Below are 25,003 nucleotides of genomic sequence, written 5' to 3'. Positions count from 1 at the left end.
GATCGTCACCGCGCTGGCCATGGCGGGAAGCTGGATGTCGCACCGCAGCCGCGTGGCCGAAGCGCTCAATCTCACAGCGGCGGTGATCGACTTCGTGCTGGTCGTCGTACTGCTCATCGCCACGCCAGACCACGGCATCACCGCGCTGAACCACTACCTACTGCTCGACGATTTCGGCGTGTGGGTGATGCTGTGCCTGGCCATCGTCTATCTGCTGGCCAGCGTCTACGCCATTGGCTACATGCGCTGGATGCATGGGGAGCTGGCGCGGCTGCACCGCTTCTACAGCCTGTTCGCCGCGTTCGCGCTCACCATGTTCCTGGCACCGGTGCAGAACAACCCCGGGCTGTACTGGATCGCCATTGACCTCACCACCATCGTCAGCGCGTTTCTGGTGGGCTTTCAGCGCGCGCCGGAAAGCATCGAAGCGGCGTGGAAGTACATCGTCATCGTCTCCGCAGGTCTTGGTCTGGCGCTGCTGGGCACAGTGCTGTTTTACTGGGCCGGCACGTTCATCCTCGGCCCGGAGTACGACATGACCTGGGCCAACCTCGCCGGCATCGCCCCCAAGGCCGAGCCGGTGTTGCTGCTGCTCTCCTTCCTGCTGGTCTTGGTGGGCTTCGGCACCAAGGTCGGCCTGGCGCCGATGCACACCTGGCTGCCGGATGCGCACAGCGAGGGCCCGGCGCCGGTGTCGGCCATGCTGTCGGGCGCGCTGCTCAACTGCGCCATGCTGGGCATCGTGCGCTATCTCAACATCCTGCAGCACACCCGCATCGAGGCCACGGCGCGCACCGCACTGGTGGTGCTGGGCGCGTTCAGCCTGCTGGTGGCAGCGCTGTTCATCAGCCACCAGACCGTCATCAAGCGCCTCGCCGCCTATTCCAGCGTGGAGCACATGGGCGTGGTCGCGCTGGGCTTCGGTTTCGGCGGGCCGCTGGGGGTGATCGGCGCGCTGTATCACATGCTCAATCACTCGCTCACCAAGTCGCTGGTGTTCTTCGGCGCGGGCAACATGATGCACGCTTACGAGAGCAAGGAGATTGCCAATATCCGCCGTGTGCTGCACTTTTTTCCTCGCTCGGGCGCCATCTGGCTGGCCGGTGCCGTGGCTATTACCGGGGCGCCGCCGTTCGGCCTGTTTCTCTCGGAACTCACCATCCTGCGCGGCGGCATGGTGAGTACAAATCCGTGGGCGGTATGGTGGATGGCCGTGCTGCTCATCGTCATTTTCATCGGCTTTCTCAACCACTTCCGCGCCATGTATTTTGGCTCGCGTCCGAAGCATGCGCCGCATCTGAAATTGCGCTTCGTGCATGTCGCGCCGATGGCCGTGGCACTGGTCGCCATCCTGCTGCTCGGCCTATGGTGGCTGCCGCCGATCTGGACCCATCTGGCGGGCATCGCCACGCAACTGGGAGGGGTGTGACATGCGCCACTGCGACACCACCCGCCTCTCCCCGGCCGCCCTGCTCGCCGCAGCCGGCGGCCTGCTCACCGACCTGGGTGATGCCCCGAGCGCCCACGGTCGCATGCAGATGGCCTACGCTTGCGGTTGCGCCGATGGCGAACTCGACGTTTTATATGTGCTCAGCCAGGGCGCGAACCAGCCCTACAAGGTGTGGCGCGTGCGGCCCGAAGACCGCACCCTCCCCTCGCTGGCCAATAAGCTGCCGCTGCTGGGCTGGTATGAGCGCGAGATGATGGACCTGTACGGCCTGCGCTTCACCGATCATCCCGAGCCCAATCCGCTAGTGCTGCACGAAGGCATGCCGCGCGAACCGGCGCCCTTGTCCCATGGCTTCGATCGTGATGCACCCGCGCTCGATTTCTCGCTGCAACCGCCAACAGTGCCGCAGGTGCTCGGCCCCGACATCCAGCGCCTGCCTTTCGGCCCGGTGCGGGCGGACATTGTGGAATCTGCGCAATTCCTGTTCTTCTACATCGGCGAAGGCATCCTGCACTATCACCCGCGGCTGTTCTACAAACACCGCGCGATGGAAGCCAGATTTCAAGGAGCTGACCGGCGCACAGGCGCGGTGCTGGCCGAGCGCGTCAGCGGCATCGATTCGGTCGCGCACGGCCTAGCCTACGCCCAGGCGGTGGAAGGCGCAATGGGCTGGCGCGCCCCGCCGCGTGCGCGCTATCTGCGCGTCATCCTGGCTGAGTTGGAGCGGCTCTACAACCATCTGCATTACCTCGGCCACCTGTCCAAGACCACCACGCTCAAGGTCGGCGAGGCCGAAGGCCATTTGCTCGAAGAACGGGTCAAGCAGATCAACGGCCCACTCACGGGCAGCCGGTTTTTGCGCGGCCTCATCACCCCCGGCGGCCTGCGGCGCGATCTCGACATCAGCGGCCTGGACAAGGCGCTCGACGCCATCAGCGACGAGATCGACCGCTATTTGCAACGCCTGGAAGCCACCCGCAGCCACCTCGACCGGCTGATGACCACCGGCGTGCTGCCGCGGCAGATGGCGTTCGACCAGGGCGCCACCGGGCCGATTGAACGCGCCAGCAACCTCGACCGCGACCTGCGCCGCGATCATCCCTATGCCAACTACGAGAAAGTGCGTTTCTCCGTGCCGGTGCAACAGGGCGGCGACGCGCATGCACGCTCACTGGTACGCATGGAGGAAATCCGCGAGTCGCTGGCCATCATCCGCCAGACCATCGGCCGCACCAAGCCCGGCGCGGTGCTGCGCTTTGACGTGATGGAAGAGCCAGACCCTCAAGGCGAAGGCCTGGGTTGGGCGGAAGCCACGCGCGGCGGGCTGTTGTGTGCAGTGCATCTCACCGCCGACCGCACACGCTTGCAGCGCGTCAAGATCAAGGATCCGTCGTTCTCGAACTGGCGGGTGTTTCCGTTCACCGTGGAGGACAGCAACATGATGGATTACGCCATCAACGAAGCCAGCTTCGGCCTGTCCATCGCTGGCGCTGATCGCTGAAAGGAAGGGGAAACATCATGCCCGTCTGGACCTGGTTTGGCCTGCAAAAAGGCCGCGCTACCACCCCCTGGCCCGAACGCCCCGGCCCCGATGGGCAAGAGGGCGTGCTCGGCCTGCCGCGCTTCGACGCGGCGCGCTGTATCACAGAGAAAAATGGCTGCGCCGACTGTGTCGCCGCCTGCCCCGCGTCGGCCATCACCCGCAATGCAACTGGCGAAGTGCAACTCGACTACGCCCGCTGCGTGGGTTGTCAGCTCTGCACCGAAGTCTGTCCCGATGGCGCGTTCAGCATCAGCCATGACTGGGCCTTCGGCGTGCGCGACAAGGCGGATCTGGTGAGCCTTGGCGGAGCGCAGTCCTCCCCACCCCAACCCTCCCCACCGGGTGAGGGAGAGGCGAATGCCACCGCACTTGAGCAGGAACTCAAGGCCTTCGGTCGAAGCCTGCACATCCGCCATGTCGACGCCGGCTCGTGCAACGGTTGCGAGAGCGAGCTGCAAGCCCTACTTAACCCCTTCTACAACCTGCACCGCCTGGGCATTTTTTTCACGCCCTCGCCGCGCTTTGCCGACCTGCTGCTGGTCACCGGCCCAGTCACAGCGGCCATGCGCGAGCCGCTGTTGCGCACCTATGACGCCATGCCCCAGCCCCGCTGGGTGATGGCTGCAGGCACCTGTGCCACCGGCGGCGGCACCAACGGCGGCGGCTACGCCTGCCATCAGGGGCTGGACGGCATGCTGCCCGTGGACGTGTGGCTGCCCGGCTGCCCGCCCAACCCGGCTGCGCTGATCGAAGCCCTGCTCTTGCTGCTGCAACGCAGACCGCAGCAGGTGCACGGCGGCGTCCATGACGCCCATCGCGCAGGGCAAGGGGCGCCCACATGAAACTGCCTGACACCATCACGCTCTGGGCCTTCGGGCTGGCGGCGCTTGCCTGGCTGCTGGCGCTGCTGACCGATCTGTTCATCGGCACCGACCTGCCTCGCTGGTTGCTCGGTCTGGGCTGCGTGTTGGCCGCGCTGGGCGCGCTGTGGGGCCTGCCCGGTGGCGACGCGGGCCAGGCCATCCTGCAGCTCGGCGACACGCCCGTGGTGTTCCACCCGGACGCGGCCGCGCTGTGGCTGATGCTGCCCGCGCTGCTGCCCGCCTTCTTCGCCAGCCTGCTCGGCGGCACGGGGCATGCGCGCGGCTGGGCGGCGGGCGCGGCGCTGTCGCTGCTGGGCGCATTGGGCGTCTATGGCCTGCAGGACGGTGCGAGCTTTCTCATTGCTTGGGAGTTGATGGGCTTCGGCGGCGCGCTCATGCTGCTGGCCGACCATCGCAGCGTGCACGCCGGGCATGACAACCTGTTCATGCTCGCCCTGCTCGAAGTTGGCGGCGTGGCGCTGCTGCTGGCCGTGCTCATGCTGGGCCAAAGTCTCGCCTTCGGCACCTATGCGCTGCAATGGACGCAATGGGGTGTGGCCTCGGCGTTTTTCCTCGGCCTGCTGTGGCTGGTGGGTTTTGGCGCCAAGCTCGGACTGCTGCCGTTTTACGAGTGGTACCCAGGCGCTTACGGCAGCGGCGGCGGCGCCACCGGAGCGCTGATGTCGGGCGTGGTGATGAACGCCGCCTACTTCGCCTTGGGCCGCGCGCTGCTGCAGTGGACGGGCAACCCGCCATGGCTCGCGGCCTTTGGCGTGATCGTGTTGGCGGTAGGCACCTTCACCGCAATACTGGCCATCCTCTACGCCTTCCAGCAGAGCGACTGGCGGCGGCTGCTGGCATTTTCCTCCGCTGAAAACGCGGGCGTGGCCGTCACGGCTTTGGGTGCGGCGCTCATCTTCCGCGCCGGTGGGCAAGACATGCTCAGCAGCCTGGCCTGGACCGTGGGCATGCTGCACCTCATGGGCCATAGCCTGGCCAAGGGCACGCTGTTCCTCAGCGCCGACGCCGCTGCGGCCTTGCAGGGCAATCATCACCTGCGGCAGAGCGCCATCCTGCGCCATGCGCCGCTCACCCTGGGCCTAGGCGCGGTGTTTGGGGCCATGAGCCTGGCGGCCATGCCGCCCACCGCCGGGTTTGTGAGCGAATGGTATTTGTTCCAGACCCTGTTCCACGACTTCACCTTGAAGGGCGACGGCTCGCGCATCGCGCTCGCGCTGGCCGGCGCCGGCATGGCGCTGACCGCCGCCATCGCCCTGGCGACCATGGTCAAGCTGTTCGGCGTCGGCCTGCTGGGGCAGAACGAGAAACATGCCGCGCAACATCGGAAGCACCAGGCCACGCTCACTCCCCTGCAGCGCTGGGCCGTGCTCGTCACCGGCATGGCCGTGCCCGCGTTTGCCGTAAGCCTGGTGTTCTGGCTGCCACAGATGGCCAGCTCGGTGTGGCCCACCATGCAAGCGCCGCAGCAGATGACGCATGACTGGCTGCTGGTGCCGCTATCGGCCGGGTTTGCCTTCATCTCTCCCACCATGCTGGTGATCACGGTGCCGCTGCTGGCGCTGATTCCGCTGGCGCTGGTGTGGGGACGACGCCGCTACCCGGTGCGCCATGCGCCACTGTGGTGCGGCGGCGAAGACTACGCCGCGCACGCCGGAGCCACCACGGCACTGTCGTTCTCCAACGCAATGCGGGTGTTCTACAACTTTATTTATCGCCCGCACAACGCCGTGGCACGGCGGTTCGATGGCAAGCCGTATTTCCTGAAAGAATTGCAGTTCGACTATTCCCAGGCGCCGATTTTTGGCCCGCTGCTGTTCACCCCGGCGGTGCAAGCGGTGCAATGGCTGGCGCGCAAATTGCGCTTTTTACAGAACGGTTTTATGAACGCCTATCTCGCGTATATCGGCTTGCTTTTGATCGTTGTGTTCGGCTTGGTGCTGGTGTGGAGTCCGGCCTGAGCGTTTTTTGGGCCGTGCCTTGCGGTGCGGCAGTTTTTTCATTGCCAACATTTTGGATGTTTCGCATGACCTACGTTTTCATCGCCATCTTCGCCATCGTCGGCGCGTTCGCGCGCTACGGCCAGAGCATCGTCGTTCAAGGTGTGCTGGGGCGTTCGTTCCCCTTTGCCACGCTGTCGATCAACGTGCTGGGGTCCTTCCTCATGGGTTTTCTGTTTTTTGAAACTCTGGAACGCATCAACCTCAGCCCCGAGCTGCGCACCGGCATCCTCACGGGTGGACTGGGGGCTTACACCACGTTCTCCACCTTCTCGCTGGAGTCGCTCAACCTCATTGAAAACGGCGAGCTGGTCAAGGCCGGGCTGTATGTCGGCGGCTCAGTCGTGCTGTCGATCGCGGCGGCGATCTTCGGCGCGTATCTGTCACGCAACCTTGGAGTTTCCGTATGAAAACAGTCACGATCGCACGCATCTATATCAAGGAAGGTGACAAGGTTGATGGTCATAACTTGATGCAGGAAATTTTCAAGCTGCTGCATGACCAGCACAAGGTTCACGGCGTCACCGTCTTTCGCGGCGTGGCCGGTTTCGGCAGCAAGGGCGAAGTGCATTCCGACGATCTGCTGCGCATGACCGTGCACCTGCCGCTGGTGCTTGAGTTCTATGACGACCCTGAGGTGGTGGCGGCCGTGCTGCCGCATATCCAGCAGATGGTGCCCGCCGGACATATCGTCTCCTGGCAGGCGCAGTGCGGCTGCGACTGAGCATGCTGCCCACGCTTTACGGGTACAGGCCACGCGGCTGATGCAAGACAAAGGCTGCGTTTCTTCGCTCGATACGCATCAAACCGACTCACCCCCAAACACTTCGGCGTAGAGGTCAGCGCCGAAACTGGTCTGCAAAGGCACGCCCACGACGAGCTTGAAGCTGCGCGTGCCATCGTCGCGCCGCTGCGCACGCAGCAACAGGGTGTCGGGCGCAGCCTGGTTGACCAGGCGACGCGCCGCGTCATACAGATGCGTGACCAGGACAACCTTGATGCCGCGCTCGCGCAGCGCATCGACCACCTGCAACAGCAACTCGGAGCCTTCGCGCTCGTTGGTCGAGGCGAACGATTCGTTGGACAGCAACTGCGCGCCGGGCACGATGCGATCGGCGATGGCGCTCATGCGCAGCAACTCCTCGTCGAGCTTGCCGCCTTGCAGCGTGGCGTCCTCCTCCCGCTTGTAATGCGTGAAAACCCCCAGCGCGAGTTCACCCGCGTAAGCCTCGGCGGCCACGAACAGGCCCGCGTGCAACATGACCTGCGCCAGCCCCATCGCGCGCAAAAACGTGGACTTACCGCCCTGATTGGCGCCGGTGACGGCGAGTAACCCCTTGCCGTCGGCGTCGAGATCGTTTTCCACCGGGGCACGTTGCAACGTCAGCGCCAGAGTGGGATCGCGCATCGCACGCACAGTGAGACGCCGCGTGCCAATGGGATGAAACGTCGGCATGCAGGTGGCCACGCCGAGTACGCCCAGGCGCTCGTGCAAATTCAGGCAAGCCACAAAAAACGCCAGTTCAACCCGCAACAGCTCGAAAAAACCCAGCACGTGCTCGGTGGCCTGCGCCAGTGCGTTGGCGACTTCGTTAATGCCGCGATCGACCAGTTCAGACAGCATGCGCTCGCCGGCCTCGTCGCGGTCGGCGAGGCGAAACGCGTATTGCGGCGGCGCCTTGCGCAGCAACCGCGCCAGCCAGCCTGGACGCGCTGCGTTGCCCGCATGGAGCACATAGCCCGTACCCGCATTGCCGGGGCCGAGGCTGGCGCTGAGCAGCACGCCGTGGCGAAAACGCAGGGTATCGAGATGGTCTTGCACTTCGGCAAAGTAATCGTCGCCAATTTCGCGTTGCAAGGTGGTGAACAGCGTGCCAAAGGCCTCGGAGCGAAAGCCGCTGGCCAGCGTGTCGGCCTGCTGACGCAGGCGGCGCAGCATTTGCATGTAGGTTTGCAAGAGCTCCACCGCGCCGTGCAGATTGGAGCGCGGGTAGCGGCCGAACATGCTGAGACCAAACAAATGTTTTTTGCGGCTTTCGATGGCCTCGACCACCAGCGCATACAGCGCGCGCAGTTCCGGCGCATGTGCGAGCGCGTCGCGCAACGCGGCCTGCCGCCAGGCAATGATGCGGGCGTCGCCCTCGCCTGTGGCGGCCAGCAGCACGCTGGAGGCAACCGCGTGCAGAAAGGCGTCGCTAGCGGCCATCGCCGCGAGCAGCGTGTCGAGTTCGAGGTCTTGCCCGACTTCGCGCCATTGCCCTGGCGGCTCGGCCTTGAGGTCGATATCGCGGTCAGGAAACAGCAGATGCGCTTTCATGGCGCGATCCTCGCCAGCAGGCGCTCACGCGTGACACCGTATTTCTCCGCCAGCGCCAGGGCGTATGACTTGCCGTCGGCCGGCTTGCGCACGACCTTGAAGGTGCGCACCGTGGGATCGTCCGCGTCCACCGTGGCGACCATGCTCACGGTCTGCGCGTCGAACGCGGCGAGCTCATCGAGGAAGGTGACGAACACACACACCGCACCGATTGCGCAGAGGCGCGACATGATACGGCGCGCCAATTCCAGCGCGTCGTCCAGGGTGGTCGAGGAAAACAATTCGTTCATCAACACGATGCTGCGCGAGCTGGCGGCGGCCAGAATGCGGTGCATCCGCACCAGATCGTCTTGCAGCTTGCCACGCTGGTTTCCGATGTCCTCCACGCGCTCGAAATGGGTAAACATCCGATCGAACAGCAATAGCGTGGCGCTGCTGGCGGCCACCGGCAGGCCCAGGCTGGCGATGTGGTGCAGTTGTCCGAAGGTACGCGCCAGCGTGGTCTTGCCACCGTGGTTGGGGCCGGTGACGACGATCATGCGCTCTTTCCCGCGCAAGGCAAAGCCATTGCTGATCACCGCCTGTCCAGCCTCCACCAGATTGCGCGCCAGGGCGACGTCGAAGGCATCGTTCGCTTCGATCTGCCCGCGTTGCGTGGTGAGTTCGGGAAGGCACACGCGCAGACCGGTGCGGGTGAAGCGTTGCGTGAAGTCGTGCCATGACAGATACCAGGCCAGCTCGCGGTCGAGACGCAGCAGGCGCGCGTCGGCAAAATCATCATGCTCGGCACGAAACCGCGCCAGCCGGTCAAACACCTCGAGGTGCAGCATGGCCACGCGGTCGAGGATCATCCCCTCGACGTGATTGAGCCCCGAGGCGGGCGTGAATTGCGCGCGGTAGTCGCGCACCTCGCCCTGGCGAAAGCGCGCGAAAGTGCGTGCGATCGCCGCGCTGTAGTCGGGCTCCGCTGGGTCTTGCAGCACGGCTACCGTGCCACCGTCTACGCGCACCGCATAGCGCACCTTGGCCAGATCATTCGCCAGCGCCTTGGCCTGGGCAACGAGATCGGTATGGCCGGGCGAAGCCCGCAGGGCAGCCAGATGCTGCCGCAAGGCGCGCAACGCTTGCGACTGCAACTGTGCGGCGTCCAATGCGCCGTGCAGCGCAGCCACCGCGTCGCCATACGCCAGCACCGCGTCGAGAAACCAGCGCTGCCCCTCGATGACGTTGAACGCCCGCTCGGCGCGCCGCAGATTTTCGCGCATGGTGCGTGCGCCGGTCTGGAACACTTGCATGGCACGCCAGACAGCGTCCTGCTGCAAGTCGCGCATCGTGTCCTGGCGGTAGCGCACAACGTCGAGCCCGGTCAGCGGCGAGGCGAACAGTGCTTGCAAGGTGGCATGCACCGCGGCGCGGTAGGGGGCCTCTTCGTCAGGCCGCACGGTGTAGAGAGTGGTTTGTTCCTTGGGGGCAAAGCCGCCGTACGCCGCATCAAAAATTTGATCAAGGAACAAATCGTGGAACACGTCGCGCAAGTCTGCGCGCGGTTGCGCGGCCGACTCGTGCGCCAGCGACGGGAACACAATGCTGTGAAAGACTGGCGGCTGGGCTTGCGGCGCGTCCACGGAAAACTCAGAGATAGGGATTGACGAACTCGGCCTTGGGCCCCAATTCGCGCTCGATTTCGAGCAGGCGGTTGTACTTGGCCAGACGCTCGCTGCGGGACAGCGAGCCCGATTTGATCTGCCCCGCACCAACCGCCACCGCAAAGTCGGCAATGAAGGTGTCTTCCGTTTCACCGCTGCGGTGCGAGATCACCGTGCCCCAACCCGCTTGTTGGCACAGTCGCACGGCAGCGATGGTCTCGGTCACGGTGCCAATCTGGTTGAGCTTGATGAGCGCGGCGTTGGCCGTGTGCTCGTCAATGCCACGTTGGATGAAATGGGTGTTGGTGACGAAGTTGTCGTCACCAACGATCTGAATGCGGTCGCCCAGGCGCCGCGTCATCGCGGCGAATCCCTGCCAATCGTCCTCGGCCAAGCCGTCCTCGATCGAGACGATCGGGTATTTGTGCAACCAGCCAGCGTAGAGATCGATCATGTCCTCGCTGGTGTAGTGACGATTGCCAGCACGCACCAGCCAATAGGCACCATTTCTGTCGAACGAGGTTGCGGCCGGATCGAGCGCGATGGCAAGGTCAACACCGGGTCGATAGCCCGCTCGCTCAATGGCCTGCACGATGAGCTGGCATGCAGCCTCGTTGCCACCCACCAGCTTGGGTGTGAATCCGCCCTCGTCGCCCACCGCCGTGGAGTTGCCCATGGCGAGGAGCAGCTTGCGCAAGGTGGCGAAAGTCTCGGCCGCATAACGCACCGCCTCGGAAAACGAGGGGGCCCCCAGTGGCACGATCATGAACTCCTGAAAGTCCAGACTGCTGCTCAGGGCATGACGCCCGCCATTGAGCACGTTGAACATGGGCATGGGTAATAGGAAAGAGGCTGCGTCGCACACGGTGCGGTGCAGAGGCAGCTCGCAGGCGGCAGCCGAGGCGCGCGCCACCGCCATGCTTACCGCCAGCATGGCGTTGGCGCCGAGGTTGGATTTGTCCTTGCTGCCGTCCAGGCGGATCAGGATCTCGTCGATGCCTTGCTGGTCCAGCGCATTGCGGCCTTCCAGGGCATCGGCGATCTCACCCTTCACATGGCCGATGGCTTTGCGCACACCCAAGCCGAAGTAGCGCTTCGGGTCCTCGTCGCGCAACTCGATGGCCTCGTGCTTGCCGGTGGACGCGCCACTGGGTACGGCTGCGCTGCCGCTCGCACCCGACTCCAGGGTGACGGTGGCCTTGAGCGTCGGCGTGCCACGCGAGTCGAGGATTTCGATGGCATCAAGAGCGGCAATCGGGGAATTTAGGAGTGATGACATGGAAAGTTCCGGATCGTTGGGAAAAATGGAGATCAAAAGACGGGTTCGGTTGGCGCCGTGACCGCCACGGCGCCCGGGCTGTGGGGCCGACATTGCGCCACCGCCGAACGTTGGCCGGGCACTCCATCAGCACCGCGTCACGCTTGGGACAAAACCCCAGCGACTTGTTGAGCTCGCCGATGATCGGCCGCTCGCCGTAGTTCCCGTTGAGGAACGAGAAAACATGCTGGCGCCCGCCTTCGGCCAGGTTGACGCACCCCGGGCAACCGGGTTTTTGCAGCGCGCCCGCCATCGACGCGCCGAACGGATCGGCTCGGGCCCTGGCTTTAGCGTCGCTGGCCGTTCCCGACCGTCTGCGCCAACACGGGCAAGTCATCAGCCAAGCGTCACGTCGGTTTCGCCTTTCGGGGCGAGCGGCCTGGGGGTTACTCATCTCAAGCTCCGGGACGGATCGCGTCAATGGCTCAGAACTCGGCCATGCGCCGTTGTGGCGCGGCAGTCTGGGCAGCACGCAAGCGAGTCCGCATCGCTTGCGCGGTCTCATCGGTGTCTGGTTGGGCGTACATATATTCCCGATTGAACGGATATTCACTTTGCGCCGCGCGCAGTGTGGTGGCGAACTCCAGGCGCATCTCGACCTGCCCATTCGGGCGCGAGCCCAGAATCTGGAACAACGAAATCCAGCCCTGCTCGAAGCCCATGGCCGAGCCCGCCAGGTAGAGCCGGTAAGCGCGCAGCACCTTTTCCGCCTTGTCGCCCAGCACGCGCCGCGCCTCGGCCTCGTGTGCCTCCAGACCATCGAGCCAGCACCACAGGGTCTGCGCATAGTGCGGCCGCAGACATTCGGCGTCCACCGGCTCCAGCCCCCCGCGCGCGAGGGTGTCGAGCATGACGCTGACGTGCACGAGACGCCCGCCTGGGAAGATGTACTTCTCGATGAAGTCGCCCATGCCGCCATCGAGTTGGGAATTGTCGGTGCCTCCGGCGGTGATGCCGTGGTTCATAACCAAACCGCCCGGCTTGAGCAGCCTGCGGATCTTGGCGAAATACGTCGGCAGATTGGGCCTGCCCACGTGTTCGCACATCCCCACCGATGCCACCTTGTCGAAGGGTTGCGACTCGTCCACGTCGCGGTAATCCTGCAACAGCATGCGCACACGGCCCTGCAAACCCTTTTGCTCGATGAGCCGGTTGACATAGGCGTACTGGTTTCGCGACAGCGTGATGCCGGTGGCGTCCACGCCGTAGTTCTCGGCCGCCCACAGAAGCAGCCCCCCCCAACCCGCGCCGATGTCGATGAAGCGTTCGCCGGGACGCAGCATCAGCTTCTTGCAGATGTGGTCGAGCTTGGCCTCCTGGGCCTGCGCCAGACTCATGGCAGGATCGGTGAAATAGGCACAGGAATACACCCGGCGTGGATCGAGCCACAGCGCGTAGAAATCGTCGGAAACGTCGTAATGGCTCTGAATTTGCGCCGCGTCTTTGGCCCGGCTGTGGTGGGTGCGCTCCCAGACGGCGCGCTGCAGGCGCTGCAGGATGCGCGCCATGAATGCCGAGGGCTCTCGCGTGGGATCTGTGCCGAGCAAAGCGGGCGCGGCCATCATAAGGTCGCGCAGGCGGCCTTCGATCTCGAGACGGCCTTCGACATAGTCCTCGGCCAGACGGCCGATCTGGCCGGTGGCCAGATGCATGAGCGCGCGCATGTCGCGCGCATGCAAGACGAGATGCGCCGAAGGCGGTCCGATGCGCTGGCCACCGGGCATCACCAGGGTGCAGGGCAGCGGCAGGCGTTCAAGGCGTCTAGCGATGGGGCGTTCGATGGCAAGACTGATCATGACAGGGTCTCCGGAACACGCTGAACGCAAAAACCCGGTGCGCCGCCTGGACAGGCCGCACCGGGGACAAAAAAATTGCGGGCGGAGGGGAAAACGCAGCGCGCTGTATGGCACAGCGTTGGGCGCAGCAAGGCACTGGCCGACGGATCAATCGGCTGCAGGCATAAACGTGCTGTGGATACTTGCATGGCTCCTCCCTGAACCTGTGACAACAGGATGCGCGGCTGGCGCGCATTGGGTAGGAGTCATCAGCCCTGTAAAACTTGGCGGGCAAAGTGTCGGCGAACTCCATCGCCTTGTGGACCCAGTCTAAGTCTGGCTTTCCCTAAAATCAACAGTCAAACCGGATGCAGTTGTAAGCGGTTGCTTAGGGCTGGCGGCAACCAGATCATTGCCTGCAATGAGTAGCCACACGATGCCTCTGCATCAGGCGCAGAATGCCAAGGCGCTCATAAAAAAAGAAAAGCGCAAATAGCACCGCAGACTCACAGCCGGTGCCGGTTTGCATTCCATGACAACCAAGCCATCATGATCCCGCAATACGAGATGTTATTTCGCCTCTTGCTTGCTGCCGCACTCGGCAGTGTGATCGGTTTCGAGCGGGAGCGGCTGAACTGGGCCGCGGGTCTACGCACCCATATGCTGGTCTGTGTCGGAGCGACGCTGATCATGCTGGTGTCGGCCTTTGGCTTCGCGGACGCGCTCAGTCAGAAAAATGTGGATTTCGACCCTTCGCGGGTGGCGGCGCAGGTGGTCTCCGGCATCGGCTTTCTCGGGGCCGGTGCCATCTTGATGCGCGGTGAGGTCGTGCGCGGTCTGACCACGGCGGCCAGCCTGTGGTCGGTGGCCGGTATCGGCCTGGCCGTAGGCGGGGGCATGTACACCACGGCGGTTGGTGCCACCTTCATCATCCTGCTCATTCTGGCTGGCCTCAAACCCCTGGAGCGCCGCTTCATTGCTGTCAAGCAGCAGCGCAGCGTGGATTTTCTGGCCGATCGCGGCAGCGTGTCGTTCGACAGCGTGCACCAGGCCTTGGGCAGCGGCAGTGCGCGCATCAAGCAATTCATCGCCCAGCATGCCGAGGACAATGCGGACCTCGACGAAGTGTCCATTGTTCTATCGCGGGTGAGTGACCGGGAGTACGCCGCGATCTGCATCCGGCTGGAGCGCATGACGGGCGTACGGGAGTGCCAGCGCAGATCCTCATAAGGAAATGAAGAGCCGCTCTCAAGATTCTTTGAACCCCGCGGTGGGAGTCCGTTTACGGACTTCTCGGCACGCCTCAGTAGCGCACCAGCACCACGCCGATCACCAGCAAGAAGGCGCCTGAAAGCCGCACCAGATCGACCGGGTGCCGTGGTACGCCGAACAGGCCGTAGTGGTCGAAGATCAGGGAGGAGAGCATCTGGCCAGCGACGAGCAGCGCCACGAACGCCGCCGTACCGATTCGGGGCACGAGCACGATGGAAATGCCGATATAGATGGCCCCGAACAGCCCGCCGCTCCATGCCCACCAGTGGCTGCGGGCGATGGCGCTGGCCTGTGGCACCTGGTCACGCAAAACCAGGGCAAGGACGAGCATGCAGATCGTTCCACCGAGATAGCTCACGAATCCTGCCCAAGCGGCGGAGTGCAGGCTTGCTCGCAGATCTGCATTGACCGCTTGCTGCATGACGAAACTCAGTCCAGCGACAACGGCGAGCAGGCTGATTCCAACGAGGGCGGCGAATTGCGACATGCGCCAGCTTATCGCGGCTTCGCCGCCAGCGTCCAGCATTGTGCGTCGAGATGGGCTTGCCGCTTGAGCATGGCAACGACACCATCACCGCCGCAGCCACCACCCGCAAGCTGTCAAACTCTGCTGCAGCCGTTCAGCCAGCACGGCCGCATGCGCCGGTGCTGTTGTGTTGTTCTTGCTGACTTGCTCGCCGGACGCGGTGTAAAGCTGATGCTGCAGCGCTAGCGCCGCGCCGCGAAGCGTGGCGTCATCCTGCATCGCAGCAGCGAGCAGCCAGGCGTCGAGTGTCGGTGCCGGCCGTTGCTCACGACCTGGCGGCAGATCCAGCCAGGCACGGCGCAGGGCGTCGGCGGAATGCGCGGCAGCCAGCCGCGCTAAAGCCAGCCGCAGTGCACGGCGGCGGCGCAGACAGCATAGGGTCGCACGCAGCGCGAACAGCAGACCGAGCAGGGCCAGTGCACCGCCCAGGCCCTGCGCCAAATGAACCGGGCGTGGATCGTTCACCGTGGTTACTGGCGGGGACCACCACGCGACGGCGGGCAGTGCTGTGCGCGGATCAAAATAGTCCAGCCGCAATGCGGCTGACTTGAGAGTGCCGGCCCTGAGTGGACGGAAGAACACCCTGACCTCCCAGGCGCCCCCGGTCAAGCCCAGCTCATCGGGTCCTTCACTGCCACGCCGCACTTCGACCCCAGCGATCTCCAACCCGGGCTGTGGTTGCGCACGCCAGGCATCGAAGACGCGTAACACCTGCGCCCGATCGACTCCCGCCCCCTGCAACCGCAACCGCCATTCCCCGGTCTCGCCGAGTCGCAACTGCCGGCTGGCCTGCAGGGTCTGCACCTGTGGTTTGCCAATCAAGCCCTCGGCAGGCCACCATTGCGGCAAGGCTTGCGCCTCGAACGTCAGCGCCGGTGGCGCATAGACGCGCAACTGACCAAAGGCATAGGCGCGCAGCAAGCCGAATTCCACGTCAATCTCACCGGCCTTCAGCGGCAGCGCACTCCAGGCAAACACCTGCACCTGCTGGGGCTTGCCGTCCACGGTTTCGGTGCGGCTGTCCGGGGCCAGCGGGGTCAGCAGCGCTTGGGGGCTGCGGGGCTGCGGCGTGGTCCACACCAGATTGCCGCCGCCAATCACGCGCAACTCCACGCGCATTTGCTGCATCTGGTAGGGTCGCGCCGGAGCGAAGCGGGTGCGCCATTGCAGCGGCGCTTCACCCTGGGCATGGTCGACCACTTTGACCGTCTGCACTGGGCATTGTTGACCGCCCACCGCGACGGCTGGCAGGGCAAGCGCTCCGGCGCGCAGCGGGTAGAGGACCAGCGTGGCCGACTGATCGCTATGCCCAGAGGCATCGCCACTACTCGATTCTTGCTGACCCTGCAGCAACCAGTCGGGGGCGAACTGGGCTGGGGTGAATGTGGGCAGCGGTTGGGCCAAATCACGTCCGGTGATGGTCCAGGTGAAGTCTTGGCCAAGTCGGGCGGGCTGGCTGCCAACGCTGCATTGCAGACTCTGTGCCACCGCTGTGGCGCATCCGGTTGCGTAGGCCAGCTCCAGCAAGGCCATGCCCACGCGCATGATGAATACGCTCGAACTCATTGCGCCCGCCCCTCCTGCGCCGCCGCATCCCGTGCGGCACGGCTGTCGATGTCTGCGCGCGCCTGCCAAAGCGCCTGTGTTGCGTCACGTAAAAGCTGGGTGCGCTTGTCGGCGCTGGCCCAATCGAGCATCGGGGGCTGCCAGGCCTTCGCGATATTGGTCGGTGCAGCCAGCGTACCCAACTTGCCTTGGGCCGCCAACACCTCTGCTTGATGCAGTGGCGCCGCAGCCAGCGGCGGCGGCTTGTGCCGCATCTGCGAGGGTGTGTCCGACGACTGCCGGCCGAAGCGCCCTTGGGCGACGGCTGGGCCACGCTTGGCGATGCCCACCAGATAGCCGGGCGGGTGGTGGGTTTCGTATTGCCGCTGTGCCAGCCGCGCGTTGCGCAGCGCGGCGGAGTCGTGCGGGCGGATGCGCAGCGCGGCATCATATGCCTGTACGGCTTCCAGGGTCGTGCCCGGTAGATGCATCGACGCATTGCCCAGGTTGTAGAACGCGGCAAAGCGTTGTTGCGCCGTGTCCGCATCCAACAACGCGCGCTGCCAGGCCTGCGCCGCCCGTTGAAATTCCCCGCTGCGATAGGCGGCGGCGCCTTCGCCCATGCGTGCATTCCAGCCTGGCAAGGCGGCGTAGATCGCCTGTGCGCGGGCATAGTCCTTGGCCTGCCAGGCCGTCCAGGCTTGCTGGGGCGACGCCATGGCGGCACGTGCAGCGGGTGGCGCTACTACCGCTGTCGCCAGCATGCCGAACATCATCAGGAGCAGCAGATTGCCGGAAGGACGCTGGTGCCGCGCACGAAGCGGCCCATCACGCCACAGCATCAGCAACAAGGCCGGAAGCAGGAACAGCTCAAAGAGCTCGCGCCATTGCAGGATCTGCTGCGGCAAGTTGGTTTGAGCCACCGGAATGCGAGCAATCCCTCGGTCGTACAGGTCGGTCCATACTGCAATCGACGTTTGCCCAGGCGGCACGGCGGCATAAACCCCGCCGCTGCTGTCGGCCAGGGTACGCAAAGCGATGGCCTGCGCCGTGTCGAGGCCTGGCAGGGCGAGCACAAATACCGGCAACCGCGCTGCACGCATTTGGCGACCCAAGGCGCGTGGGTCGGAGCCTGCTGTGATCGGCACATCCGCGCCTGCGACGAGTAGCAGCGCTGCGGCCTCGCCAGCGACGTCTTGCTGCGCCAATCGTCGACGCGCCAAGTCGAACAAACCCGACAAGGCCGTGGTCGCTTGGTCGGTTGTCAACAGACTTTGGCGTGCCAGGCGCGCAAAGTGGCCGAAGATTGCAGCGTCATGGGTCGGGGGCAGGAGTTGCACCAGGCTGATGCGCGCGCTGTTCGGCGGCGAACCATAAGCCATGAGTCCCAGCCGCTCACCCTGCAGACGCGGCCACAGGCCGGCAAGCAGCAACCGTGCTTGCTCCAGCGGGCTGATGCTGCCGCTGGCCTGTGCGGCTTGTGCTCCAGTGTCGAGCAGCACCATCACCGCCATGCGGTGTCCCGTTGGCGCGCCGTCCGCCGTGGTGGGCAAGGGCTGGCGCGGGCCCGCGGCGGCGCAGGCGAGCAGCGTCCACAGCACAAGGTCGAAGACCACGGCGCCCCTTGCGGCACGTCGTCCAGGCTGACGGGTGGCGAATGGCAGCAAGGGGGCGTCGGCATAAGCCAGTGCCTGCGCGCGCTGTTGCTGCGCCCTTGCCAGCCGCAACAAGGCAAGCACAACCGGCATGGCAAGGAGTCCAAACCCCCAAGGGCGCGACCAGAACCAGGGTTGTGACCACAACCCACTCCACCCGGTCATGGTCGCAGCCTCCGTCGCCACAAACCGTCGTCGGCAAATGCCGCCAGCAACCATAGCGCCGCACCGAGGAGCAAGGGCCAAACGTACAAAGGTTGTACCGCGCGTCGTGTGGGTGGGGGATGCAGCCGTGGGTTAAGCGCACCGATGTCGCGGACCGCCGCCTCTTGCGCGCCGGGGCTGGCGGCAAAGTAGAAGCGCCCGCCGGTGGCCTGCGCGATCAGGCGCATATCGGGCTGCGGCCCGGAATAGGCAGGGACGGTGTAAGGCGTTCCGGTGTCAGCGCTGGGGCCAACCTCGACGGCATAAATCTTGACCCCCTGATGCCGTGCCAGCGCCACGGCGTCAGCCGGGCTGATGCTGCCGGTATTGCTTACGCCGCCGTCGGAATACAAGATGAGGATGGGGTGCAGCCCACGCTGCGGCTGCACCTGACGCAACGCGAGTGCAATGGCGTCGCCCAGTGCGGTGTCGTTCCCCAATTGCCCAACGCTCAGCAGCCCCGCCATCTGCCCGGCCATGCGCACGTCGAACGTGGGCGGCAGCAAGGAGGCAGCATGGCTGCCGAACGCAATCAGTGTAAAGCGGTCGCCCGTGCGGTTGGCAGCGAAGCGCGCGAACACCTGCTGCGCCACGGCGAGCCGCGAGGCGGATTGACCATCCCACTGCAGATCGCGCAGGCTCATGGTCAGCGAGGTGTCGAGCAGCACCACGATGTCGCGACCCTCGGGAGCCGAGGCGATCCACGCCCCCAGACGCTGCGGCTGTGCCAGCGCGACGACGAAGGCTGCCAGCGCCAGCGTGCGCAGCCATGGAACGAGCCGTGGCCTACGGATTGGGCGAGGTTGTTGCAACAAACCGTGCAGGTCTGGATGCAGGAGTTGGGGTGCCTGCGCCGATGTCGGCTCGCCCCCGCGCCTGGCCGCGAACAGGGGCAGAAGCACCAACGGCAGGGCAAGCAAGGCCAAGGGCTGCGCCCAGTGCAACGCCGTCAAAAATCCGGTGAGTTCCGCAGCGATTTTCATGCTCTGATCTGTGCCTGAATCGGTGACGTTGGTCGCGCAGCGTCCTGGGCCATATGGCGTAACGCTCGGGCAAACACGGCTTGTGCCGGGTTTGACGGCCTCCAAGCGGCACGCGCTGCCTGACAGCTGGCGGCTTGGATGGCAGCGGCCACTTGTTGCAGCGCGGCTAGCGCTTCTGTTGCTGACCTCGGTGCAAAGCGCAAAGTATCCAGCGTTAGGCGCAATGCCGACGGCCAATCGCTCTCGGGTAACACGGCGCGCAATTGCGCGGCAAGTGCGGTTGCCCTGTGCGCCATGTTCACCGCTCCAGGGTTGTTGGCGGATCCAAGCGAGATCTGCGCGACAGCATCGCCCAGCCGTCGCCAGCGCCGGCTGCGGTGCAGCCAGAGTAAGGCCCACCCGACGACGAGCGTGACGATCACGGCGGCCAGCCACACAGCAGGCAGTTGCCACCACGCGGCCGGCGGCAATGGGGGCGGCGGTGCGGGAGGGATGATGTCAGCCAGTGCGGCGATGCGGTCCATGCCAAGTTCTCAAACGACTTGCCGTAGCACGCGCAGCACGTCGGAATCGGCCTGTTCCACCCCTGCCTCAAGGCAGATGAGGCCATGTGCGCGCCAACGAGCCAGCAGAGCGTCACGGCGCTGCAGCGCAAGGCGGGTGAATGTGGTGCGTAACGCGTCATCTCCTGGCAAGGTGCCGGTTTGCCGCTGCAGCAGATCAACGAAGGTGGCTGCAGCCAGTGCGTCTCCTGACGGCAGGGCGTATTCCACCGGGTCACGCACCAGCAGCACCAGCACCTCGGCACGGCTGCGCAAGGCCCAGAGCGCGGAGTCGACCCCAGGCACATCCCAACCCGCAGCGTCGCTCACCAGCACCAGGCGCGAGCCGTTGGGCAGGGTTCGTACCAGACGCTGCGCCCAGGTCTCGAAAGCTGCTGCCACGTCCGGGGGGGCTGCATCCAGATCCGACTTCGCCGCAGGCACAACCCGTTCCTGCTCCAGCACCCGTGCCAAGCGTTGCATCGCCGGTAGACCGCGGCCCAGATCCAGAGCGCGCGGCACGTGCCGCCACAGCGTCAGCCCCATGGCGCCGGATGCGCCTTCGGCGGCCAGCGCCAGGGTCGCGCAAGCGAGCAGGGCCATGCGCGCCGCCTGCTCCGCCTTGGTACGCAGCCGCGTGCCGAACGCCATGCCGGGGTGCAGGTCGAGCAGCACATGCGTCGCCGGCGCGTGCTCCTCCTGATGCACTTTGATGTAGGGCTTGCCGGTGCGCGCCAGCAGCCGCCAGTGCAGATCGCGCAGGTCGTCGCCGGGTTGGTAGACGCGGCTTTCGGCATAGTCCAGCCCGCGTCCCATCCAGGCTGAGAGGCTGTCGCCCGAGGCGCGCTGTCCGACCGGCCGACTCACAGGCATCGTGCGCGCTCCACGCGCCTGAGCGATCAGCGCGGCTGCGTCATCGGCAGGCAGCAAGGGACGCGCGGCGTCTGGGGCCGCGGGAGCGCGCAGTGTCCGACGCACCGTCCGGAGCACATCATCGACCCACGCCATCATGCGCTCAGGGCCAAACGGTGGCGGACAGCAGATCAGCGATCAATGCATCGGCACTCATCGCCTGCAATCCCGCGTCGAGCGAGAGCACGATGCGGTGGCGCAGCACATCGGGAGCGAGTGCGATGACATCGTCGGGCAACACAAAGTCGCGACCGCGTAGATAGGCCAGCGCCCGCGCTGCGTCCGCCAGCGCCAGCACTGCGCGTGGGGACGCCCCGGCTGTCACCATCCCAGCCAGACGCGCCACATGCTGCTGCGGCTGCCGCGTGGCCCGCACCAGATCGACGATGGCACGCTGCAACGACTCAGCCACATGGACTTGCAGCACTTCTTGCCGCGCAGTGAGCACGGTGGCCAGATCGATGGGATGTTCCGCATCGCGGCCGATTATCGACCGTGTCGGATAGTTCGCCTGCAAATGCATTTGCAGAATACGCAATTCTTCGTCGGCCTGCGGATAGTCCAGCCGCACATGCAGTAAAAAACGGTCGAGCTGCGCCTCGGGCAAGGGATACGTGCCCGCTTGTTCTAGCGGGTTTTGTGTTGCCAACACCAGGAACAGGGGTGGCAGCGCATGGGTCAAGCCGCTCACTGTGATCTGGCGCTCTTGCATGGCTTCGAGCAGGGCAGACTGCACCTTGGCGGGCGCGCGGTTGATCTCGTCGGCCAGCACAATGTCATGAAACAGCGGACCACGGACAAAGCGCACCGTACCGTCCGTCGGGTTGAACACCTCGGTGCCGGTGAGGTCGCCAGGCAGCAGGTCGGGGGTGAACTGGACCCGCTGAAAACTGGCGCGGACCCGTGCCGCCAGTGCTTTGACCGCTGTGGTCTTGGCCAGCCCGGGCAGGCCTTCGAGCAGCAGGTGGCCGCCGGTGAGCAGGCCAATCACCAGCCGGTCAAGCAGCGCCGTCTGGCCAACGATGTCGGCATTGAGCTGGAGACGCAACGCGGCAATATCGGATTGGTGCGTGAAATTCATGATCCAGGCTAGGAGGCTGTCGGACTTTCCAGGCTTTCGCCTGATGGTTCGATCCGAGACAATGGCGACAGTCCATTGAGGAGTTCCTCGCGATGAGTCGCTTTGTTTGTGTTGATCGAGACACGGCCTACCTTCTGCCGCCGTCGGTGGACGAGTGGTTGCCCAGTGATCACCTCGCGCGCTTTGTTGTCGAAGTGATTGATCGGCTCGATCTGGACGATTTGGTCAAGCAGTACGCGGGCCGGGGTTCGGCCGCGCATCACCCTGCGGTGCTGCTGGGACTGCTGATCTACGGGTATGCCAACGGGGTGCATTCGAGCCGCAAGATCGAACGCGCGACCTACGACTCGGTGGCGTTCCGCTTTGTGGCGGCCAATACGCATCCGGACCACGATACGCTGGCCGCGTTCCGGCGGCGCTTTCTGAAGGAGATCGAGGCGCTGTTCGTGCAGGTGCTGGTGCTGGCGCGCGAGATGAAGTTGCTCAAGCTCGGGCACATTGCGCTGGACGGCACCAAGATCCGAGCCAGCGCGAGCAAGCACAAGGCGCTGTCGTGGGGGCATGCCAACAAGATCGAGGCGCAGTTGCGCCAGGAAGTCCAGGACCTGTTGGCGCGGGCGGAGAAGGATGATCGCTCCAGCGCGCCCGATGGCATGGATGTGCCCGCCGAGATCGCGCGCCGCGAGGACCGCCTGAGCGCCATCGCGCAGGCCAAGGCCAAGATTGCGCAACGCGCCGCCGAACGATTCAAAGCGGAGCAGCAGGAGTTCGAGACCAAAGAGGCCAAGCGCCGGGCCCAGCGCGAGGCCGGGAAGAAGCCGCGCGGGCGGGACCCTGAGCCGCCCCAGGCCGGACCCCAGGACAGCGACCAGGTCAACCTGACGGACGAGGAGTCGCGCATCATGCCGGTGTCCGGCGGCGGCTTCGAGCAGAGCTACAACGCCCAGGCCGGCGTGGACATCGAGACGATGATGGTGGTCACCGCGCACGTCACGCAGGCCTGCAATGACAAGCGCGAAGTGGTGTCCACGCTCGAGCAGATTGCGGCGTTGCCCGGGGCGCTTGGCAACGTGCAGACCCTCGTTGCCGACAACGGTTTTTGCAGCCAGGCGAACGTGCTCGCCTGCGTGCAGGCGGGAATCGAGCCGCTGCTGGCGATGAAGCGCGAGTCGCATCACGTGCCCCTGGCCGAACGGTTTGGGCCCGACCCCGACGCGCCGCGAACTGCGGAGCCGGTCGCCAACATGGCCCACCGCCTGTGCACACAGGCAGGCCGGGCGCTGTACAAACTGCGCAAGCAGACCGTCGAGCCCGTGTTCGGCATCATCAAGCACGTCATGGGCTGGCGTCAGATGAGCATGCGCGGGCTGCACAAGGCGCGAGGCGAGTGGAACCTCGTGACCATGGCCTGGAACATCAAGCGCATGCATGTGCTGCGCGCCGGGTGACGAGCAAAGAGGGAAAGTGCGCCCAGATCGCGCCCCGCACGACCTGCTCTGCGCCCCAACGGGCCGCCCAGGAGCCTGTGCAAGTGATGAAGACGCTGGCGGCGTGCCTGGCCGCGCATAAACCGCGCGGCTCACCGCCGCCACCCCCGCCCCTCGGGCTCAAGTCCGACGGTCTCCTAGGGTGCGGGAAATAGGCAAGATGCGCCATACGCGATGACATCGCAATATACGCATAAGCTGCCATGAGTGGCGCCGTGGTTACGGCGAGTGTTTCAGTTGTGCGTCGCTCGCAGCCAAGCTGGCGAACAGCGGCAAAGCGGCCAACTGTGTGCCGAGACAGAACACCACCAGCCAGTCCAGCGACACTGGATAAAGCAGGCCGATGACCACGCTGCCACCAAACCAGGCGATGCCGTAGGCGGCAGTGAACAGGCCGTAGGCCGAGGCGCGGCGTTGCGGGTTAACGCGCAGCGCCAGGGCGGCCGGAATGATGGACTCGTGCACACCCATGCCCAGGCCCCACAACGCCACGCCGAGCCAGGCCCACATCGGCCCGGCGAGAAACACCAGCGGCGCGAACAGCGCACCGGCCACGGTGAGCGGCAGCAACAGGCGGGTGCCGATGCGATCGAACCAGCGGCCCAGCAACAGCGAACCACCGCCCGACACCGCCATCGCCAGGGCATAGGCCTCGGCAATCCATGTGCCGGGCAAGGCATCGTATCGATGCAGGTGGTAGGCCAAAAGCGGATAGTCGGCGAAGCCGGCGGCCACCAGGCAGGCTGCCACCAGGTACAGCCAGAAGCCGCGACCATAGGTTCTGCTCGGTGCGGCGTCGGGCCGCGGCGTCGGCTCCAGATCTTGCGGCCGTGGGTAGGTGTGTCTGGCCCTGAGCACCAGGGTCAGATTGATGAGCGCGGGGATGAGCAACAAACCGTAAACCAGGCGGTAGTCATGCTGCCACAGCAAGACCGCCGCCACGAGTAGCGGCCCGAGCACGGCGCCGGTCTGGTCCAGCGCTTCGTGCAGGCCGAAAGCCCAGCCGTAGCCGCCCAGGCTCTGCCCGGCATGCGCCAGCAAGGCGTCGCGCGGCGGGTTGCGCAGGCCTTTGCCAATGCGCTCGAGCACGAGCAGCAAGGCGGCCTGGGGCCAGGTGTGGGCCAACGCCAACGCCGGCACTGACAGCATCTGCACGCTGTAACCCACAAGGATGATGGGCCAGAAAGCCTGGGTTCGATCAGCGGCGCGACCCGACAGCAAACGCAGCGCATACCCCGCCAGTTCGCCAAGCCCGCTGACACTGCTGATGACAAGGGCCGAAGCGCCGAGCAGACCGAGATAGGGGCCGAGGACGCTGCGCGAACCTTCGTAAGTGCAGTCGGCGAACAAGCTGAGCACGCCGATCGTCAGCACGAAGGCCAACGCCTGGCGCTTGCGTGCCGGGCTCACTGGTGAGCCGTCGACAGCGTCGAGATCGGGCGCCCGCATCAGTATTTCTGCCGCGCCGGGATCACGCCGCGTACACCGCCCAGCGGGTCGTCCATGTCACCGTGGTAGCGGGGGATGAGATGCAGATGAACGTGGAGAATGCTCTGGCCGGCGGCCAGTCCGCAGTTCACGCCGAGGTTGAAGCCGTCGGCGTCGTGCTCGCGCTTGAGCAGGGTGCGGGCGTTGTCGGCCAGCGCGAGCAGGCTTCGCTTCTCGTCCCAGGTAGTGTCGAACCAGTCGGCCACATGGCGATAGGGAATGATGAGCATGTGCCCCGGAGTCACCGGGTCGCGATCGAAAATCGCATAGGCCAGATTGTTGCGCAGTACCGGTTCTGTGATCTGGCAGAACGGGCAGGGCTTGGTGGCGGACATCGTCGTCTCCTCGGCATGGTCCGACGCGCAGCGTGGCGACACG

At 65.2% G+C, this 25,003-nt stretch carries 22 protein-coding genes, 1 pseudogene and 1 riboswitch; of the genes and pseudogenes, 9 read left to right on the top strand and 14 right to left on the bottom strand.

Annotated elements, in window-relative coordinates; genetic code table 11:
• Window positions 1-52 precede the first annotated feature (52 nt).
• From CD04_RS0100610 to CD04_RS0100585, 7 genes and pseudogenes are all read left to right on the top strand, one after another.
• A complete protein-coding gene (locus tag CD04_RS0100610; RefSeq protein WP_231480409.1) occupies window positions 53-1,429 on the top strand; it encodes a proton-conducting transporter membrane subunit in 1,377 nt (458 codons plus the stop codon).
• A gap of 1 nt (window position 1,430) precedes the next feature.
• Window positions 1,431-2,951, top strand: coding sequence for an NADH-quinone oxidoreductase subunit C (locus CD04_RS0100605; RefSeq protein WP_031403893.1), 1,521 nt, complete (start codon window positions 1,431-1,433; stop codon window positions 2,949-2,951).
• A gap of 17 nt (window positions 2,952-2,968) precedes the next feature.
• Window positions 2,969-3,232 (top strand): annotated as a pseudogene (locus CD04_RS25125) (4Fe-4S dicluster domain-containing protein); the annotation flags it as partial.
• A 51-nt stretch (window positions 3,233-3,283) separates the two neighbouring features.
• Window positions 3,284-3,835 (top strand): NADH-quinone oxidoreductase subunit B family protein, encoded by a 552-nt coding sequence (locus CD04_RS25120; RefSeq protein WP_369792814.1) that lies wholly within the window; start codon window positions 3,284-3,286, stop codon window positions 3,833-3,835.
• On the top strand, window positions 3,832-5,835 hold the full coding sequence (locus tag CD04_RS0100595; RefSeq protein ID WP_031403891.1) for a proton-conducting transporter membrane subunit: 2,004 nt from the start codon (window positions 3,832-3,834) through the stop codon (window positions 5,833-5,835). Before CD04_RS25120 ends, CD04_RS0100595 begins: the two co-directional genes overlap by 4 nt.
• A gap of 65 nt (window positions 5,836-5,900) precedes the next feature.
• Window positions 5,901-6,284, top strand: a complete 384-nt coding sequence (crcB, locus tag CD04_RS0100590) for a fluoride efflux transporter CrcB (protein WP_031403890.1) — start codon at window positions 5,901-5,903, stop codon at window positions 6,282-6,284.
• Window positions 6,281-6,598 (top strand): DUF190 domain-containing protein, encoded by a 318-nt coding sequence (locus tag CD04_RS0100585; protein ID WP_031403889.1) that lies wholly within the window; start codon window positions 6,281-6,283, stop codon window positions 6,596-6,598. Before crcB ends, CD04_RS0100585 begins: the two co-directional genes overlap by 4 nt.
• Before the next feature lie 78 nt (window positions 6,599-6,676).
• Here the strand turns inward: CD04_RS0100585 and CD04_RS0100580 are convergent, their stop codons facing one another.
• The 5 genes from CD04_RS0100580 to CD04_RS0100565 all read right to left on the bottom strand — a co-directional run bounded on the left by CD04_RS0100580 (window position 6,677) and on the right by CD04_RS0100565 (window position 12,951).
• On the bottom strand, window positions 6,677-8,191 hold the full coding sequence (locus CD04_RS0100580) for a DNA mismatch repair protein MutS (RefSeq protein WP_031403888.1): 1,515 nt from the start codon (window positions 8,189-8,191) through the stop codon (window positions 6,677-6,679).
• The gene (locus CD04_RS0100575; protein WP_051848826.1) at window positions 8,188-9,816 is read right to left on the bottom strand and encodes a DNA mismatch repair protein MutS; all 1,629 of its coding nucleotides are present in this window, start codon (window positions 9,814-9,816) and stop codon (window positions 8,188-8,190) included. The genes CD04_RS0100580 and CD04_RS0100575 overlap by 4 nt, the downstream gene beginning before the upstream one ends.
• Window positions 9,817-9,823: 7 nt before the next feature.
• The gene (eno, locus tag CD04_RS0100570) at window positions 9,824-11,116 is read right to left on the bottom strand and encodes a phosphopyruvate hydratase (RefSeq protein WP_031403886.1); all 1,293 of its coding nucleotides are present in this window, start codon (window positions 11,114-11,116) and stop codon (window positions 9,824-9,826) included.
• Window positions 11,079-11,408 (bottom strand): hypothetical protein, encoded by a 330-nt coding sequence (locus tag CD04_RS23480; RefSeq protein ID WP_156030000.1) that lies wholly within the window; start codon window positions 11,406-11,408, stop codon window positions 11,079-11,081. Before CD04_RS23480 ends, eno begins: the two co-directional genes overlap by 38 nt.
• Before the next feature lie 172 nt (window positions 11,409-11,580).
• Complete coding sequence (locus CD04_RS0100565) at window positions 11,581-12,951, bottom strand: class I SAM-dependent methyltransferase (RefSeq protein WP_051848825.1); 1,371 nt, start codon at window positions 12,949-12,951, stop codon at window positions 11,581-11,583.
• 232 nt (window positions 12,952-13,183) lie between these two features.
• Window positions 13,184-13,256, bottom strand: a riboswitch (Fluoride riboswitch).
• Window positions 13,257-13,479: 223 nt separating this feature from the next.
• Between CD04_RS0100565 and CD04_RS0100555 the strand changes: the two genes are divergently transcribed.
• Entirely contained in the window at window positions 13,480-14,160 is a 681-nt protein-coding gene (locus tag CD04_RS0100555) for an MgtC/SapB family protein (RefSeq protein WP_031403884.1), read from the top strand.
• Window positions 14,161-14,233: 73 nt separating this feature from the next.
• On the opposite strand, the gene CD04_RS0100550 is transcribed toward CD04_RS0100555, so the two are convergent.
• The 7 genes from CD04_RS0100550 to CD04_RS0100520 all read right to left on the bottom strand — a co-directional run bounded on the left by CD04_RS0100550 (window position 14,234) and on the right by CD04_RS0100520 (window position 21,650).
• Window positions 14,234-14,689 (bottom strand): DMT family transporter, encoded by a 456-nt coding sequence (locus tag CD04_RS0100550; RefSeq protein WP_031403883.1) that lies wholly within the window; start codon window positions 14,687-14,689, stop codon window positions 14,234-14,236.
• Window positions 14,690-14,773: 84 nt separating this feature from the next.
• The gene (locus CD04_RS0100545; RefSeq protein WP_051848824.1) at window positions 14,774-16,294 is read right to left on the bottom strand and encodes a BatD family protein; all 1,521 of its coding nucleotides are present in this window, start codon (window positions 16,292-16,294) and stop codon (window positions 14,774-14,776) included.
• Window positions 16,291-18,021: a hypothetical protein gene (locus tag CD04_RS0100540; RefSeq protein WP_031403881.1), complete on the bottom strand. Its 1,731-nt coding sequence runs from the start codon at window positions 18,019-18,021 to the stop codon at window positions 16,291-16,293. The genes CD04_RS0100545 and CD04_RS0100540 overlap by 4 nt, the downstream gene beginning before the upstream one ends.
• A gap of 68 nt (window positions 18,022-18,089) precedes the next feature.
• Window positions 18,090-19,115, bottom strand: coding sequence for a VWA domain-containing protein (locus tag CD04_RS0100535; RefSeq protein WP_031403880.1), 1,026 nt, complete (start codon window positions 19,113-19,115; stop codon window positions 18,090-18,092).
• Window positions 19,112-19,639 carry a hypothetical protein gene (locus tag CD04_RS0100530; protein ID WP_051848823.1) on the bottom strand — a complete coding sequence of 176 codons (528 nt, stop codon included), beginning with the start codon at window positions 19,637-19,639 and terminating at the stop codon, window positions 19,112-19,114. Before CD04_RS0100530 ends, CD04_RS0100535 begins: the two co-directional genes overlap by 4 nt.
• A 9-nt stretch (window positions 19,640-19,648) precedes the next feature.
• Window positions 19,649-20,530 carry a DUF58 domain-containing protein gene (locus tag CD04_RS0100525; RefSeq protein WP_231480407.1) on the bottom strand — a complete coding sequence of 294 codons (882 nt, stop codon included), beginning with the start codon at window positions 20,528-20,530 and terminating at the stop codon, window positions 19,649-19,651.
• Window positions 20,531-20,672: 142 nt separating this feature from the next.
• Window positions 20,673-21,650: a MoxR family ATPase gene (locus CD04_RS0100520; protein ID WP_031403877.1), complete on the bottom strand. Its 978-nt coding sequence runs from the start codon at window positions 21,648-21,650 to the stop codon at window positions 20,673-20,675.
• 92 nt (window positions 21,651-21,742) lie between these two features.
• Here CD04_RS0100520 and CD04_RS0100515 point away from each other — a divergent pair, with 92 nt between their 5' ends.
• Window positions 21,743-23,098 (top strand): IS1182 family transposase, encoded by a 1,356-nt coding sequence (locus tag CD04_RS0100515; RefSeq protein ID WP_031403876.1) that lies wholly within the window; start codon window positions 21,743-21,745, stop codon window positions 23,096-23,098.
• Window positions 23,099-23,356: 258 nt separating this feature from the next.
• Here CD04_RS0100515 and CD04_RS0100510 read toward each other — a convergent pair whose 3' ends face one another.
• Together CD04_RS0100510 and CD04_RS0100505 are read right to left on the bottom strand one after the other, a co-directional pair.
• Window positions 23,357-24,586, bottom strand: a complete 1,230-nt coding sequence (locus CD04_RS0100510) for an MFS transporter (RefSeq protein ID WP_051848822.1) — start codon at window positions 24,584-24,586, stop codon at window positions 23,357-23,359.
• On the bottom strand, window positions 24,586-24,960 hold the full coding sequence (locus CD04_RS0100505) for an HIT family protein (protein WP_031403874.1): 375 nt from the start codon (window positions 24,958-24,960) through the stop codon (window positions 24,586-24,588). Before CD04_RS0100505 ends, CD04_RS0100510 begins: the two co-directional genes overlap by 1 nt.
• Window positions 24,961-25,003 lie beyond the last annotated feature (43 nt).

It is taken from the genome of Thiomonas sp. FB-Cd (assembly GCF_000733775.1).
In the GTDB taxonomy this organism is placed as follows: Bacteria; Pseudomonadota; Gammaproteobacteria; order Burkholderiales; family Burkholderiaceae_C; genus Thiomonas_A.
This window is presented reverse-complemented; position numbering and strand designations above follow the sequence as displayed.